Annotated in this window: 14 protein-coding genes and 1 pseudogene; 8 read left to right on the forward strand and 7 right to left on the reverse strand. The window is 59.2% G+C overall.

Annotated elements, in window-relative coordinates; translation table 11 throughout:
* The first annotated feature begins 251 nt into the window (after positions 1-251).
* The 4 genes from J9892_RS10640 (at position 252) to J9892_RS10655 (ending at position 3,600) form a co-directional block, all read left to right on the forward strand.
* The gene (locus J9892_RS10640) at positions 252-695 is read left to right on the forward strand and encodes a PTS sugar transporter subunit IIA (protein WP_005307534.1); all 444 of its coding nucleotides are present in this window, start codon (positions 252-254) and stop codon (positions 693-695) included.
* A gap of 35 nt (positions 696-730) precedes the next feature.
* Positions 731-1,018 (forward strand): PTS sugar transporter subunit IIB, encoded by a 288-nt coding sequence (locus tag J9892_RS10645; RefSeq protein ID WP_161470367.1) that lies wholly within the window; start codon positions 731-733, stop codon positions 1,016-1,018.
* Positions 1,019-1,078: 60 nt separating this feature from the next.
* Positions 1,079-2,335 (forward strand): PTS ascorbate transporter subunit IIC, encoded by a 1,257-nt coding sequence (locus J9892_RS10650; protein WP_011704190.1) that lies wholly within the window; start codon positions 1,079-1,081, stop codon positions 2,333-2,335.
* 215 nt (positions 2,336-2,550) lie between these two features.
* Positions 2,551-3,600, forward strand: a complete 1,050-nt coding sequence (locus J9892_RS10655; RefSeq protein ID WP_210538303.1) for a glycosyltransferase family 9 protein — start codon at positions 2,551-2,553, stop codon at positions 3,598-3,600.
* A gap of 21 nt (positions 3,601-3,621) precedes the next feature.
* On the opposite strand, the gene J9892_RS10660 is transcribed toward J9892_RS10655, so the two are convergent.
* The 7 genes and pseudogenes from J9892_RS10660 to rfaD all read right to left on the reverse strand — a co-directional run bounded on the left by J9892_RS10660 (position 3,622) and on the right by rfaD (position 9,614).
* Positions 3,622-4,317, reverse strand: coding sequence for a TcdA/TcdB catalytic glycosyltransferase domain-containing protein (locus J9892_RS10660; RefSeq protein WP_119197083.1), 696 nt, complete (start codon positions 4,315-4,317; stop codon positions 3,622-3,624).
* Positions 4,314-5,045, reverse strand: coding sequence for a glycosyltransferase family 25 protein (locus tag J9892_RS10665; protein WP_042864640.1), 732 nt, complete (start codon positions 5,043-5,045; stop codon positions 4,314-4,316). The genes J9892_RS10660 and J9892_RS10665 overlap by 4 nt, the downstream gene beginning before the upstream one ends.
* Positions 5,026-6,348, reverse strand: coding sequence for an O-antigen ligase family protein (locus J9892_RS10670; RefSeq protein WP_234887992.1), 1,323 nt, complete (start codon positions 6,346-6,348; stop codon positions 5,026-5,028). The genes J9892_RS10665 and J9892_RS10670 overlap by 20 nt, the downstream gene beginning before the upstream one ends.
* Positions 6,349-6,370: 22 nt before the next feature.
* Positions 6,371-7,042 (reverse strand): annotated as a pseudogene (locus J9892_RS10675) (polysaccharide deacetylase family protein); the annotation flags it as partial.
* On the reverse strand, positions 6,994-7,521 hold the full coding sequence (locus tag J9892_RS24605; RefSeq protein ID WP_234887991.1) for a hypothetical protein: 528 nt from the start codon (positions 7,519-7,521) through the stop codon (positions 6,994-6,996). The gene J9892_RS24605 and the pseudogene J9892_RS10675, both read right to left, overlap by 49 nt.
* 21 nt (positions 7,522-7,542) lie before the next feature.
* On the reverse strand, positions 7,543-8,661 hold the full coding sequence (locus J9892_RS10685; RefSeq protein WP_161470364.1) for a glycosyltransferase family 4 protein: 1,119 nt from the start codon (positions 8,659-8,661) through the stop codon (positions 7,543-7,545).
* Positions 8,658-9,614: an ADP-glyceromanno-heptose 6-epimerase gene (gene rfaD, locus J9892_RS10690; protein ID WP_010672430.1), complete on the reverse strand. Its 957-nt coding sequence runs from the start codon at positions 9,612-9,614 to the stop codon at positions 8,658-8,660. Before rfaD ends, J9892_RS10685 begins: the two co-directional genes overlap by 4 nt.
* A 154-nt stretch (positions 9,615-9,768) precedes the next feature.
* Here rfaD and J9892_RS10695 point away from each other — a divergent pair, with 154 nt between their 5' ends.
* The 4 genes from J9892_RS10695 (at position 9,769) to J9892_RS10710 (ending at position 13,575) form a co-directional block, all read left to right on the forward strand.
* Positions 9,769-10,413, forward strand: a complete 645-nt coding sequence (locus J9892_RS10695) for a TetR/AcrR family transcriptional regulator (RefSeq protein WP_052815559.1) — start codon at positions 9,769-9,771, stop codon at positions 10,411-10,413.
* 183 nt (positions 10,414-10,596) lie between these two features.
* On the forward strand, positions 10,597-11,787 hold the full coding sequence (locus J9892_RS10700) for a glycine C-acetyltransferase (RefSeq protein ID WP_210538304.1): 1,191 nt from the start codon (positions 10,597-10,599) through the stop codon (positions 11,785-11,787).
* Between the two features lie 89 nt (positions 11,788-11,876).
* On the forward strand, positions 11,877-12,902 hold the full coding sequence (gene tdh, locus J9892_RS10705; protein ID WP_010672427.1) for an L-threonine 3-dehydrogenase: 1,026 nt from the start codon (positions 11,877-11,879) through the stop codon (positions 12,900-12,902).
* A 220-nt stretch (positions 12,903-13,122) separates the two neighbouring features.
* Positions 13,123-13,575: a c-type cytochrome gene (locus tag J9892_RS10710; RefSeq protein WP_045522541.1), complete on the forward strand. Its 453-nt coding sequence runs from the start codon at positions 13,123-13,125 to the stop codon at positions 13,573-13,575.
* The last annotated feature ends 65 nt before the right edge of the window (positions 13,576-13,640 follow it).

The raw sequence follows: 13,640 nt of genomic DNA on the forward strand, positions 1-13,640 counted from the left end.
CTTTCCCTTCCTCGGCATGCGGGCATTCACTTTAAGGCAAAAGCGGGGCACTGACTATTTGCTCAAACCGGATTTTACCTTCTTTGAGGCCGATAAGGGGCAGGATGAATCCCTCCTGTGAGAGAAATGATAGCGCTATCACAGATCAATGTTAGCGCTATCTGGTAGCGCTAACTTTCGGGATCAAGCTCACAGTTATCAAGAGGCAAGATCGCTAGATTGGCGCCATCCTATCCAGCCCGGACACTGCCATGCTGACCCAATTGCTGACCGAGGAGGTCATTTCCATCGAAGCGGGCGCCCGCGACTGGCGCCACGCCATCGAGCTGGCCACCGCCCCCCTGCTGGCCAACGGCACCATAGAGCCCTCCTATGTGGCGGCGCTCTATCGCTCCCACGAGGAGCTCGGCCCCTACTACGTGCTGGGCCCGGGCCTGGCCATGCCCCACGCCCGCCCGGAAGACGGCGTCAACCGGTTGGGACTGGCGCTGACCGTACTGAAAGAGGGGGTCAACTTCGGCTCCGAGGGCAACGACCCGGTGCGGCTGCTGGTCACCCTGGCCGCCAGCGACAGCAACTCCCACGTGGAGACCATCGCCCAGCTGGCCGAGCTGTTCATGAATGAAGAAGACGTGGCGGCCATCATGGCGGCCACCAGCAAAGACGACATCCTGCGCATCCTGGCGCGCTACTGATCTGCGCCACGGCGCACCTGACAGAGGAAGAGAGCATGAAAATTCTGGTTGTATGCGGACACGGCCTGGGCACCAGCCTGATGATGGAGATGAGCATCAAGAGCATTCTCAAGGAGCTGGCCGTGACGGCCGAGGTGGATCACCGGGATCTCGCCTCCGCCGGCAGCGAGAGCGCCGAGATCTTTGTCGCCACCCGCGACATCGCCGAACAGCTGGTCAGCATGGGTGTCAACGGTCGGCTGGTATCGCTGGACAACATGGTCGACAAGGCCGCCATGAAAGAAAAACTCGCCATCGCCCTGCACGAGCTGGGCGCACTCTAACCCCTTTGTGACTGTCTGGGCGGCTGGTGAGCCGCCGCTTCCATCTGCTTGGAGCTGACCATGGAATTTTTCAATTTTCTGATGTTTGACGTGCTGTCGGAGCCGGCCGTGCTGGTTGGCCTCATCGCCCTCATCGGCCTGATCGCCCAGAAGAAACCGGTGACCGAGTGCATCAAGGGCACGGTCAAGACCATCATGGGCTTCGTCATCCTGGGGGCTGGCGCCACCCTGGTGGTGAACTCCCTTGGCGACTTCGCCACCATCTTCCAGCACGCCTTCGGCATCAAGGGGGTCGTCCCCAACAACGAGGCGATCGTCTCCATCGCCCAGCAGTCATTCGGCAAGGAGATGGCGATGATCATGTTCTTCGCCATGCTGGTGAACATCCTGATCGCCCGGCTCACCCCGTGGAAATTCATCTTCCTGACCGGTCACCACACCCTGTTCATGTCGATGATGGTGGCAGCCATCCTCTCCGCCGGCGGTATGAGCGGCATCCCGCTCATCGCGGTGGGCAGCCTGGTGGTCGGCGTCACCATGGTGCTGTTCCCGGCCCTCGCCCACCCCTACATGAAGCAGATCACCGGCTCCGATGACGTGGCACTCGGCCACTTCTCCACCTGCTCCTACGTGCTGGCCGGCTGGATCGGCGCCAAATTCGGCAACAAGGCCCACAGCAGCGAAGAGGTGCAGGTGCCCAAGAGCCTGCTGTTCCTGCGCGATACCCCGGTGGCCATCTCCTTCACCATGGGCATCATCTTCCTCATCACCTCCGCCTTCGCCGGCCCCGAGTTCGTCGCCAGCGTCGCCAAGGGCAAGCACTGGTTCATGTTCTCCCTGATGCAGTCCATCACCTTCGCCGCCGGTGTCTACGTCATCCTGCAGGGGGTGCGGATGGTCATCGCCGAAATCGTGCCGGCCTTCAAGGGGATCTCCGACAAGCTGGTGCCCAACGCCAAGCCGGCGCTCGACTGCCCCATCGTCTTCCCCTATGCCCCCAATGCGGTGCTGATCGGCTTCCTGTCGAGCTTCGCCGCCGGTCTGGTGGGCATGGTGCTGCTCTACCTGCTGGGGCTCACCGTCATCATTCCAGGCGTCGTGCCGCACTTCTTCGTCGGTGCAGCGGCCGGGGTGTTCGGCAATGCCACCGGCGGCCGTCGCGGCGCTCTACTCGGTGCCTTCGCCAACGGCCTGCTGATCACCTTCCTGCCGGTGTTCCTGCTGCCGGTACTGGGGGATCTCGGCTTTGCCAACACCACCTTCAGCGATGCCGACTTCGGTGTGGTGGGGATCCTGCTCGGCCTCATCGTACGCTGATCACTCTTCCCCATCGGGGGCATGGCCAGCGGTGCCATGCCCCCGCTCATCTTCCCGCACTGCCAGCCGGGCCCCACCAGCCCGAACAACGTCGAAAATATGTGCAAACACAGTGCGTTGGATCGGATTTTCACCCCATAGCGGCAGCATCTGACAGGGGAGTACGATATGCTGATGCGCTGACGTTCAACCCGACCTCGCTCGAGGCCCTTTCCATGAAATACCTGGTAGTACAAACCAAACAGATAGGAGATGTGCTGATCTCCACCTCACTGTGCAACAACCTCAAGCAGCACGACCCTGCCGGGGAAGTTCACTATCTGGTCATGGATTACTGCGCGGGCATGGCAGAGGGAAACCCCAACATCGATCGGTTGATCGTCATCGAGAAGGCGCGCCGCAACGAGTGGCGCTACATGAAGGATTTGCTGCTGGGCATTCGCCGCGAGCGCTACGATGTGGTGATCAACAGCCAGGGCCAGATGATAGGCCTGCTCACCTGCCTCTTCTCCGGCGCCCGCCTGCGGATCGGCTTCGACTCTTTCCCATGGCGCCTGGGCCACAACCGCATCGTGCGCTTTCGCCATGACACCGAGCATCAGGGCAACAGCACCCTGGTGGACGACCGATTTTCACTGCTCAAGCCCCTCGGCCTCGCCAGGGAGGATCGCAACTACTATCTCTGGCTCAGCGACGGGGAGAGACAACGGGGGCGCGAGACCCTGCTGGCCGCTGGCGTCGACCCGACCCGGCCACTCATCGCCATGGGAGTGAACTCCCTCGGTCACTACAAGCGCTGGCCCATCGACTGCTTCGCCAAAGTCGCCCAGTGGCTCATCGAGGAGCACAATGCCCAGATACTGGTCTATTGCGGACCGGGGGAAGAGGAGTACAACCGGGGGCTGAAGCCGCTGCTGCCAGAAGCGCTGCAGGCCAGCGTGTTTGACCATGTTCAGACCCGCTCGGTACGGGAGCTGGTGGGGCTCTTCGCCCATTGCCAGCTTTTCGTCGGCAATGACACCGGACCGCGCCACATGGCGCAGGCGCTGGATATCCCCCTGCTCACCATCGTCTCTCCCCTCGGACACTCCGCCATTGCCAATCCCGTCTCTCATCCCCGTTATCGCTTCGTCGACACGGGTCGTCAGGATCCGCAGCAGGAAATGCGCGAGGTACAGATGCAGCTGGATCAGCTTTGGAGTCAAGTCACACCCGTCACCGGCAAGCAGGCAGATGGAGACATGGCTCCCCTGCCCACTGTCTAGCACGGTGATGCCATATCGCCGTCATTTGCGCAGGCGGAAGAACTCCTTCTGCCATTCATAGAGATACCCTGACCAGCCTTTGGCCTTGGCACGCAGGAACACAAGACCGGATGAGCGTTTCCAGCTGTGCTGGAACCAGTGGGTCATGTAGCGCTCTGCCGCCGGCTCGAAATGAATCGCCTCCCCCTGGTAGTTGTAGAAATAGTGCTCGGGGGCGATCAGGGCGGTATCCCCTGATGATGCCAGCTTCTCCGAGACCAGGTGTGTCATTATCTCCGGCCCCATGTACATGGGAGAGGACATGATCTCCTGTTCATAGAAGCGCACCAGTTCGGACAGCATGGCCGAATCTTGTCTGGCGTAGATGACCGCGGTGCCGATCAGCCGATCGGATTCGTAGCCAACGCCAAAGGCCACGGACTCGAAGAGCGGGAAGGGATCCTGGTTGATGGTAACATCGGTATCCAGATACAGACCCCCTTCCTGAGCGAGGATCTTGAGCCGCAGGTAATCGGTCACGAAGGCCAGCAGGCCTCGCCGGTAGCACTCCCGGGCAAAGGTGCACTCCTGTATCCAGCGTTTGACCTGCGGATCCGTGTCCAGCCAGAGCTTGTAGTCGTAACCCTGCTTGCGCCAGTCATCGATACACACGTGCGCCAGAGGAGGCAAGCGGCTGCCGAGCCAGATGGCGTGAATGGTTCTGTTGGTCGCACTCATGCCTTGCCCCCCGCCTGTTTCATGTTCCACAGGGCCATCCTGACGAAGCGGTAGAAGCGATAGAGTTCACGGGTCAACTTGAATCCCAGCGGAACTTTCTTCAGCACGACCTGATTCTGGATGTCGCTGCCCATGTCCCGCGGACTGTAGATGGCATAGGGAATCAGGCCGGTACAGATGAGCCCGGTGCGATAGGACTCACCGATGAAGTTGTCGACCGAACAGAGCCACCGCTGGCTGTGGGCCAGCAACCGGCGGGCCCCTTGGGGAGAGATGCTGTATCCCGTGGTCCAGCACGAGTTGTTGTGCCAGAACATGAGCTGCATGTTGTCCACTGTAGTCAGGGCCGTGGCGGTACCGATCTGGGGTTCCACCTTCACGTACTCGTACTGTTCGTGGATCTTCGGCAGGGTACCCACCACCTCTTCAAAATACTGGGTGGGCAGGAAATCGTCTTCCAGGATGAGGATGGGCTCGTCGAGCTCGACACACTTCTCCCACAGCAGATAGTGGCTGGCATAGCACCCCTTTTCCCCGGGCGTCAGCGGTCTGCTGCGAAACCGGATCCTGTGCTGATCATCCGGCAGGGCCTGCAGCCGCTCGGGCAGCCCCTCAAAGCCGTTCACTGCGCTGAAAAATTCGAAGGGGATGCCTCTGGCAGAGAGCACAGACTCGACACGACTGCGCCGCTCGACAGCCCTGTCCAGACTAATGACGTAAATTTTCATGACCTTCCTTTCCAAGCCTGTTCAGTTCCCAATGCAATGCGGTCGAGTAGATGGCGCCCATGAAGACGCTGAATACCCACTGCCCGGAACGCATGTAGAAGAATGATTCGAAGTTGTTGATGATGAGCCAATAGAGGATGAAGGAGATGGCCAGCATCTTGATGAAACGGGACGAAACCGGACAGCACAGCACCTGGCGGAGCACCGAGAAGAGCGTGCCATACAACACCAGGAAACCGGCTACCCCCCAGCACACCAGTGTTTCCATGTTGGAGTTGTGCAGGTGACGAAACTCCCGGGTAATGTAGTCAGGCAGCGTCTTGGAGAGGGTGATCACCAACGACTGGCTACCATAGCCTGTCCCGAAGAAGGGGTGAGCCAGGAACCACTGGATGGCCTCCAGCCAGGTCTTCAATCGCACCCCGATGCTGAAGTCCCGTACCTCGTTCCAGTTACCCGTCAGGATGGCATGCACATCCCCCTGATGCACGAAGCCGGCCAGCAACCGCTCCCGGATGAACGAAACCTGATAAAGCGCCAGCATGGTCATCAGCAAGATGGCGTAGGTCAACACCACCTTGCGCCTTGGCCAGTGCTCTCCTCCCCCCAGCAAGGGGAGGATGGCCAGCGAAGCCGAGATCGCCAGCCAGGACTGACGGGACTGCAGAATGACGGAGAAGACCCCGAACAACAGGATGCCGAGCAGGATCCCGGCATTGCCCAGCGACAGCTTCCTGAATTTCGAGGTAAGCAACAAGAGCACAAAAAACAGGAAGCAGGCACCCGCGATCAGGGAGCCGTGCTGTGCATTGCGGTAATTGAAATCTACCCTGGCCCCATCAAGACCTGTCTCGACGATGGAGAAGAAGGAGGAGTGATAGGCAAAGGTGAAAATGACACCGAGGCAGAAGGTCAGCAGGGTGATGACGATGCGGCGCGGGTCCCCCTTCAGCCAGTAGGCGAGACCAAGGAAGAAGAAGAGGTATGCCATCGACTTCACAGAAGGGTATTTGAGGGCATAGTCGGGCACGAACTGTCTGGATGCGACCCAGCTCAGGCTCTGTACCACCAAGGCCAGACAGAGCAGTTGAAAGATCCTGTTCCTTGTAAAGAAGGCCCTCTCCACATAGAAGGCCATCAGGGTGGCCAACACTATGATGGACTGGCAGACGTCGGCGATCAGCTGAATTGAATCCTTGAACAGGGTGTAACCCAGAATATTCAGGAAGATGAAGTTGCCGAACGCCTGGCCGTGAAAGATGCGGAGAAAATAGTCACTCGTCGATGAGTCATGATCTGTCATACGGAGCAAGGTGTATTCCCTGTCAGGTTTTTCGGAAGACATAGTTGCCACGGATCTTGCGCCACAGACCGAACATGTCTGTGCGGGGGAAGATGGCGATCCGGCGGATCTGGAACGGATCCCGGTGCATGGCTCTGGGGCCGCTGTTGGTGGCCACAGCATAGCGATAACCGGCGGCAACGGCCTGGGATTTTGCACTGTCGTTCAGATCCCCGTAAGGATAGGCAAACGAGATCAGGGGATGGCCGAGCAGCTGCTCCAGCCAGGCCTTGTTGGCCTGGATCTGGTGGGCCTGCTCCTCTGGGGGGAGCGTACTCAGGCGGGGGTGAGTCAGGGTATGGCCCCCGATCTCCACATGACCGGAGGCCACCAGCGCCTTGATCTCCTCCGGGGTCATCAGGGTCACCGGGGTATCGGGGTGGGTCGGGTGCTCCACATCCCAGCGATTGTGATCCTCACCGGTCACCACATAGACCACCGCCTTGTAGCCATACTTTTCCAGCAGCGGCAGCATGCGGGTGAGGTTGTCCCGATAGCCGTCGTCCACGGTGATCATCAGGTACTTCTTGCCGTACTGCAGCCGGTGGATGAACCCGTTCTCCGCCAGGTCGGCAAATGTCAGCGTCTCGTAGCCCAGCCACTTCATCAGCTTGAGGTGCTTCTCGAACATGGCGACCGGGAGCCAGGTGCCATGCTGATGTTGCCAGCCTGAATAGGCATGATATCGCCAAATGCTCTTTCCATTCCTAGATAGAACTTATCGTAAATCGCGATGGAGCCAGCAATACAAGCCCCCACTGCAACCCCAAAAATCAGGCTAACGAGACGAACAGGATACCGAGAGAGCAAAGGTAAGGTAATTGCCGCCATTAGGACACGACTGGGACGATCGAATTCACGTAACTTGCCATCATCCAGCCATATAGAGAGGCCTTGCACAAAAACGTAAGCGAAAAAAATCAATGCCAATATTTTTACTTCCCTTGGCATATTCACCCAATAAAATGGCCGCCAACAAACTGTGATACTTGCTAGTAGTAATATAGCAGGCCCGTAGGAATACCCACTGGGAATGGTTAATGCTAATGCGCCAAATAAAAATGCAGACACCTGAACCAGGTTGTGAAGAATATTTATACGCAACGGCAAAATAATAGGGCTCGCCAATATCATGAAAGTGTATTCCTAGAAAAGTCATCTTTGCCGATAGTGCATACACAAGGCTTTCAGATGCTGAGACATATCAAATTCTTGCTCGGCCCGCTCGCGAGCCAATTTCCCCAGGCGATCACTTAATTCAGGATCTCGCAGCAGTACCTTGATCTGCGCAGCGATAACTTGCGGTTGCAATGGCTCGGCCAATAAACCCACACCACCAAGCACCTCTGGCACGGCACCGGTAGTGGCCCCGACGATCGGTTTACCGGCGGCCATCGCCTCGATCACGGTGAGGCCAAATGCCTCGTTATGAGAAGGAATGACCACCACATCCATCGCCTGCAACATACGGGCGGTATCTCGCCGGAAGCCGGAAAAATGCACGACACCACCGAGTTGCCGCTGGGTAATGTCGCACTCCAGCTCAGTGACGAAGGGCTCATCAGCCCCCTCGGTGGCAAGCGTCCCCCCCACCAGCAGCAGTTGAAGGTCGGGGAATTCGGTACGCAGCAGGGCAAAGGCCTCAAGCAGCTCACGCTGCCCCTTGCCGGGACTGAAACGGCCGACCATCCCGATCAGCGGGCCAGTGGGAATACCCAGCTCACCGCGAATAAGGGCTGGCTCTTCCTCGCAAGAGGTCAACTCGGTGCCCAGCCACAGCCGCTGAATACGCTCTGCGGGGAGCGGCAAGGCGGCGCGATTGCGCCTCAGTGTCTCGTCGCTGATGGAGAGCACCCTATCGACCTTGCCGTAGATCCAGCGATGCAGTGGATCCTTCTTCGGCCGTTTCGAGCCCATATGCTCGGTGAAAATGAGGCGAAACGAGGAAATAGTGCCAAGTAATGCGGCCAACAGCAGATCGCTGGACTTGTGGCAGTGCACGATCTGGATGCCGCTTTGCTTCATCCAGCGCAGCAGCGCAGGCAGGCGCAAGATGGCCTGATTGCGTGATGCCGCCTCAAACACCTCAAAACCAGCGGCCTTCATATCTGAGGCAACTCGACTACCTGCCAGTGCCAACCCGAACACACGCCAACCTCGCTCTACCAGCCCCTTGCCGACCCGGATAGGGTACATCTCCAACCCCCCCCAACCCTGAGAAAGGCAGATCTGCAATACACTACCCGGCGCAACCACATTTGCCGGAGCGTTCATCGGTTCAACCAGGCCATGTAATCGGCCACGCCTTCGGCCACAGTCTTGAACTCGCCGTCATAGCCGACGCCGCGCAACTTGGTGAGATCCGCCTGGGTGAAGCTCTGGTAGCGACCCTTGAGGTGATCCGGGAAGGGAATGTATTCGATGGCGCCTTTCTGGTGATGCCTGATCACGGCTTCCGCCACGTTCTGGAACGGCTCGGCACGGCCGGTGCCGCAGTTGAAGATGCCGGAGTGCTGCGGATTCTGCCAGAACCAGAGGTTCACCTTGCAGACGTCGTCCACGTAGATGAAGTCGCGCATCTGGCCGCCATCCGGGAAGCCGTCACAGCCCTCGAACAGCTTGGGATTGTCACCCTGCTTCACCTGGGTATTGAGGTGGAAGGCCACGGACGCCATGGAGCCCTTGTGCTGCTCGCGGGGACCATAGACGTTGAAGTACTTGAGACCCACCACCTGGGAGTTGATCTCCGGCATCCAGCGACGCACGTACTGATCGAACAGCTGCTTGGAGTAGCCGTAGACGTTGAGGGGCTGCTCGAACCGGGGATCTTCGATGAAGTTGTCGTTGCGCCCGCCATAGGTCGCGGCGGAAGAGGCGTAGATGAAGGGGATTTCCCGCTCGATGCAGTAGTGGAACAGATCCTTGGAGTACTCGTAGTTGACCTCCATGATGAACTTGCCGTTCCACTCGGTGGTCGCGGAGCAGGCGCCTTCGTGGAAGATCACCTCGATGCCGTCATCCCACTCCTCGAATTCGTCACCGGAGACGATCCGCGCCTGGAACTCGTCCTTGTCCATGTAGTCGGCGATGGTGAGGTCGACCAGGTTGACGAACTTGGTGCCGTCGGTCAGGTCATCGATGACCACGATATCGGTCCGTCCTTGAGCGTTCAGCTGCTTGACCAGATTGCTGCCGATAAAGCCAGCACCGCCAGTTACTACGATCATGGAGTTTGCCTCGCGTACGTTGTGGCCCCGTGTGACTGCCTGTTAAAGCTGTGTATAGTGGGCCAATTTGAAATTGCCGAAAAGTTTATCACGGGCCGCAAGGGGATTCGACCTCGATGACTTTTCCCCTTCGGGCCCGGCAGAGGGACCAGCGATGAAGACCAGAGACAGGATCATCCACAGCGCCACCGAGCTGTTCAACGATCAGGGCGAGCGCAACATCACCACCAACCACATTGCCGCACACCTTGGCATCAGCCCGGGCAACCTTTACTACCACTTCAGAAACAAAGAAGACATCATCCACTCCATCTTCGATCAGTACGCCCGCCACCTGAGCGACAGCTTCACTCCGATCCGCAGCAGCGAGATCCGGCTGGAGGATCTGATGGGCTACCTGGATGCCATCTTTTATTTGATGTGGCAGTTCCGCTTCTTCTACGCGAACCTGCCGGACATCCTGAGTCGCGACGAGCTTCTGCAGCAGAAATACCTCAAGGCACAGGAGCAGCTCCGTGCCACCGTGGAGACGCTGCTCAGAAGCCTGCGCGAAGGCGGTATCATCGCCGTCAGCGATGAAGACCTGCCGGATCTCGGTCAGACCATCAAGATGGTCGTCACCTGCTGGATCCCGTTCCAGATCGCCCAGGCCCCGGCCACCCGCATCACCAAGCCCCTGCTCTACCAGGGGGTCTTGCGGGTGCTGTTTTTGCTGCGCCCCTACGTGCAGCCACAAGTGGCCCCCCAGATACATCAACTGGAGCAACATTATCTCCAACTGGCCCAACCAGCCGGGTGAGATCTGTTTCACAATTGTTGATTATCAGCATAAAAATTTGAATTTATACGCAGGGATTACAGTAAAATGTTGCCCATTCTAGGGTCTGTCGGCGTTTCGTCGCGACCGTGACAACGCCGAACCGTACGGGTTGCACGGCCCGGGATCCTGATAACACAGTCGATACAGCAATGAGGACCGAGGATGTCTAACGGATTCTATCGTCACCTGACCGAACAGCTCGAACAGGTCAAGGCGGAAGGGCTATACAAGCAGGAGCGCATCATCACCTCGGCCCAGCAGGCCCAGATTGCGGTGGGCGGCGAGCAGGTACTGAACTTCTGTGCCAACAACTACCTGGGGCTGGCCAACCACCCCGACCTGATTGCCGCCGCCCATCAGGGGCTCGAGAGCCACGGCTTCGGCATGGCCTCCGTGCGCTTCATCTGCGGTACCCAGGACCAGCACAAGGCGCTGGAGCAGAAGCTGTCCGCCTTCCTCGGCACCGAAGACAGCATCCTCTACTCCTCCTGCTTCGACGCCAACGGCGGTCTGTTCGAGACCCTTTTCGGTGCCGAAGACGCCATCATCTCCGACGCCCTCAACCATGCCTCCATCATCGATGGGGTGCGGTTGTGCAAGGCCAGGCGCTATCGCTACGCCAACAACGACATGGCCGAACTGGAAGCCCAGCTCAAGCAGGCCGATGCCGACGGCGCCCGCTTCAAGCTGATCGCCACCGACGGCGTCTTCTCCATGGATGGCGTCATCGCCGACCTCAAATCCATCTGCGATCTGGCCGACAAGTACGACGCGCTGGTGATGGTGGATGACTCCCACGCCGTCGGCTTCATCGGCGAGAACGGCCGCGGTACCCACGAATACTGCGAGGTGATTGAACGGGTCGACATCATCACCGGTACCCTGGGCAAGGCGCTGGGTGGCGCGTCCGGTGGCTACACATCCGGCAAGAAAGAGGTGATCGACTGGTTGCGTCAGCGCTCCCGTCCCTACCTCTTCTCCAACTCCCTGGCACCCTCCATCGTCTCGGCCACCATCAAGGTGATCGACATGCTGGCCGAGGGTCACGACCTGCGTGCCCGCCTCAAGGAGAACAGTGCCTACTTCCGCGAGCGCATGAGCGCCGCCGGCTTTACCCTGGCCGGTGCCGATCACGCCATCATTCCGGTCATGCTGGGGGATGCCAAACTGGCCGCCGAGATGGCGAGCCGCATGCTGGACGCCGGTATCTACGTGGTGGGCTTCTCCTTCCCCGTGGTACCCAAGGGTCAGGCGCGCATCCGGACCCAGATGTCCGCCGCCCATACCCGGGAGCAACTGGACAAGGCGATCGATGCCTTCATTCGCATCGGTCGCGAGCTCGGTGTGATTTGATCACTTGGCTGGCTGATTAAAACGGGGGCCAAGGTTGGGCCCCATTTTATTACCCTCTGTACCCGGCATGGCGCCGTGAGGAATCTGTCATGAAAGCACTCTCCAAACTCAAATCCGAAGTCGGCATCTGGATGACCGATGTCCCGGCTCCCGAACTCGGCCACAACGATCTGCTCATCAAGATCCGCAAGACCGCCATCTGCGGCACCGACATGCACATCTACAACTGGGACGAGTGGGCCCAGAAGACCATTCCCGTCCCCATGGTGGTGGGGCACGAGTATGTGGGAGAGGTGGTCGCCGTCGGCCAGGAAGTGCGCGGCTTCGCCATCGGCGATCGCGTCTCCGGCGAAGGCCACATCACCTGCGGCCACTGCCGCAACTGCCGTGCCGGTCGCACCCACCTGTGCCGCAACACCATTGGTGTGGGTGTGAACCGCCCGGGTTCCTTCGCCGAGTACCTGGTGATCCCGGCCTTCAACGCCTTCAAGCTGCCGGACAACATCCCCGATGAGCTGGCCGCCATCTTCGATCCGTTCGGCAACGCCGTGCACACCGCCCTCTCCTTCGACCTGGTGGGTGAAGACGTGCTCATCACCGGTGCAGGCCCCATCGGCATCATGGCCGCTGCCGTCTGCCGTCACGTTGGCGCCCGTCACGTGGTGATCACCGACGTCAACGAATACCGGCTGGAACTGGCCCGCAAGATGGGCGCCACCCGTGCCGTCAACGTGGCCAAGGAGAAGCTCTCCGATGTCATGGAAGATCTCGGCATGACCGAAGGGTTCGATGTGGGGCTGGAGATGTCCGGGGTGCCCAGCGCCTTCCAGGACATGATCGACAAGATGAACCACGGCGGCAAAATCGCCATGCTCGGCATTCCTCCCTCCACCATGGCCATCGACTGGGGCAAGGTGATTTTCAAGGGACTCTTCATCAAGGGGATCTACGGCCGCGAAATGTTCGAAACCTGGTACAAGATGGCAAGCCTCATCCAGTCTGGCCTGGATCTCAGCCCCATCATCACCCACCATTTCCATATCGATGACTTCCAGCAGGGCTTCGAAGCCATGGGCTCGGGCAAGTCCGGCAAGGTGATCCTGAACTGGGATTGACGACACGCGAGGGGCGCCTGGGCAATCAGCGTGCCCTGCTCTTGTTCAACCTCACGAAACCCGGCGCATGCCGGGTTTTTTTATGTGGGATCACACCTTCCCGCTCTGCCACTTTGTTTGCAGATTGCTTAACACTTCACACACAAGCGTTTAAATGACTGTAACTATTCGGTTATAATCCCGTCGTTTTCTGGGGATAATAAGAGCCTGCTGGGAGTACATGAGCGTGTTGAAAAAACTGAGCTATTTGCTGGCTGCCGGGATGGCGGCCGCCACTCTGTCCGGCGCCGTCCTTGCCGCCGATGACATGTCGACAGAGGCCATCGCCGAGCGTATTGCCCCGGTTGGCCAGGTTTATACCGCCAAGGATCTGGAAGGCATTGCGACAGCTGCGGCGGCGCCTGCGACAGCCTCCTCCGGCCCCCGTGACGGCGAAACCGTGTTCAAGGGTGCCTGCTTCGCCTGCCACGATACCGGTGCCGCCGGCGCCCCCAAGCGAGGTGACAAGGCCGCCTGGGAGCCACGCATCGCCCAGGGCTTCGACACCTTGCGCAAACACGCCATCGAAGGCTTCACCGGCAAGGCTGGCATGATGCCACCGCGGGGGACCTGCGCCACCTGCAGTGACGAAGAGATCGAGAACGCCATTCACTACATGATCGACAAGCTCTAAGTAATTGAAAGGGCTCCTCTTGCAGCCCTTTCAATCCCATCACTTCCGACTACGCTTGAAGGTAA

Origin of the sequence: Aeromonas sp. Prich7-2, from assembly GCF_017939255.1 — a bacterium.
Taxonomy (GTDB): Bacteria; Pseudomonadota; Gammaproteobacteria; order Enterobacterales; family Aeromonadaceae; genus Aeromonas; species Aeromonas caviae.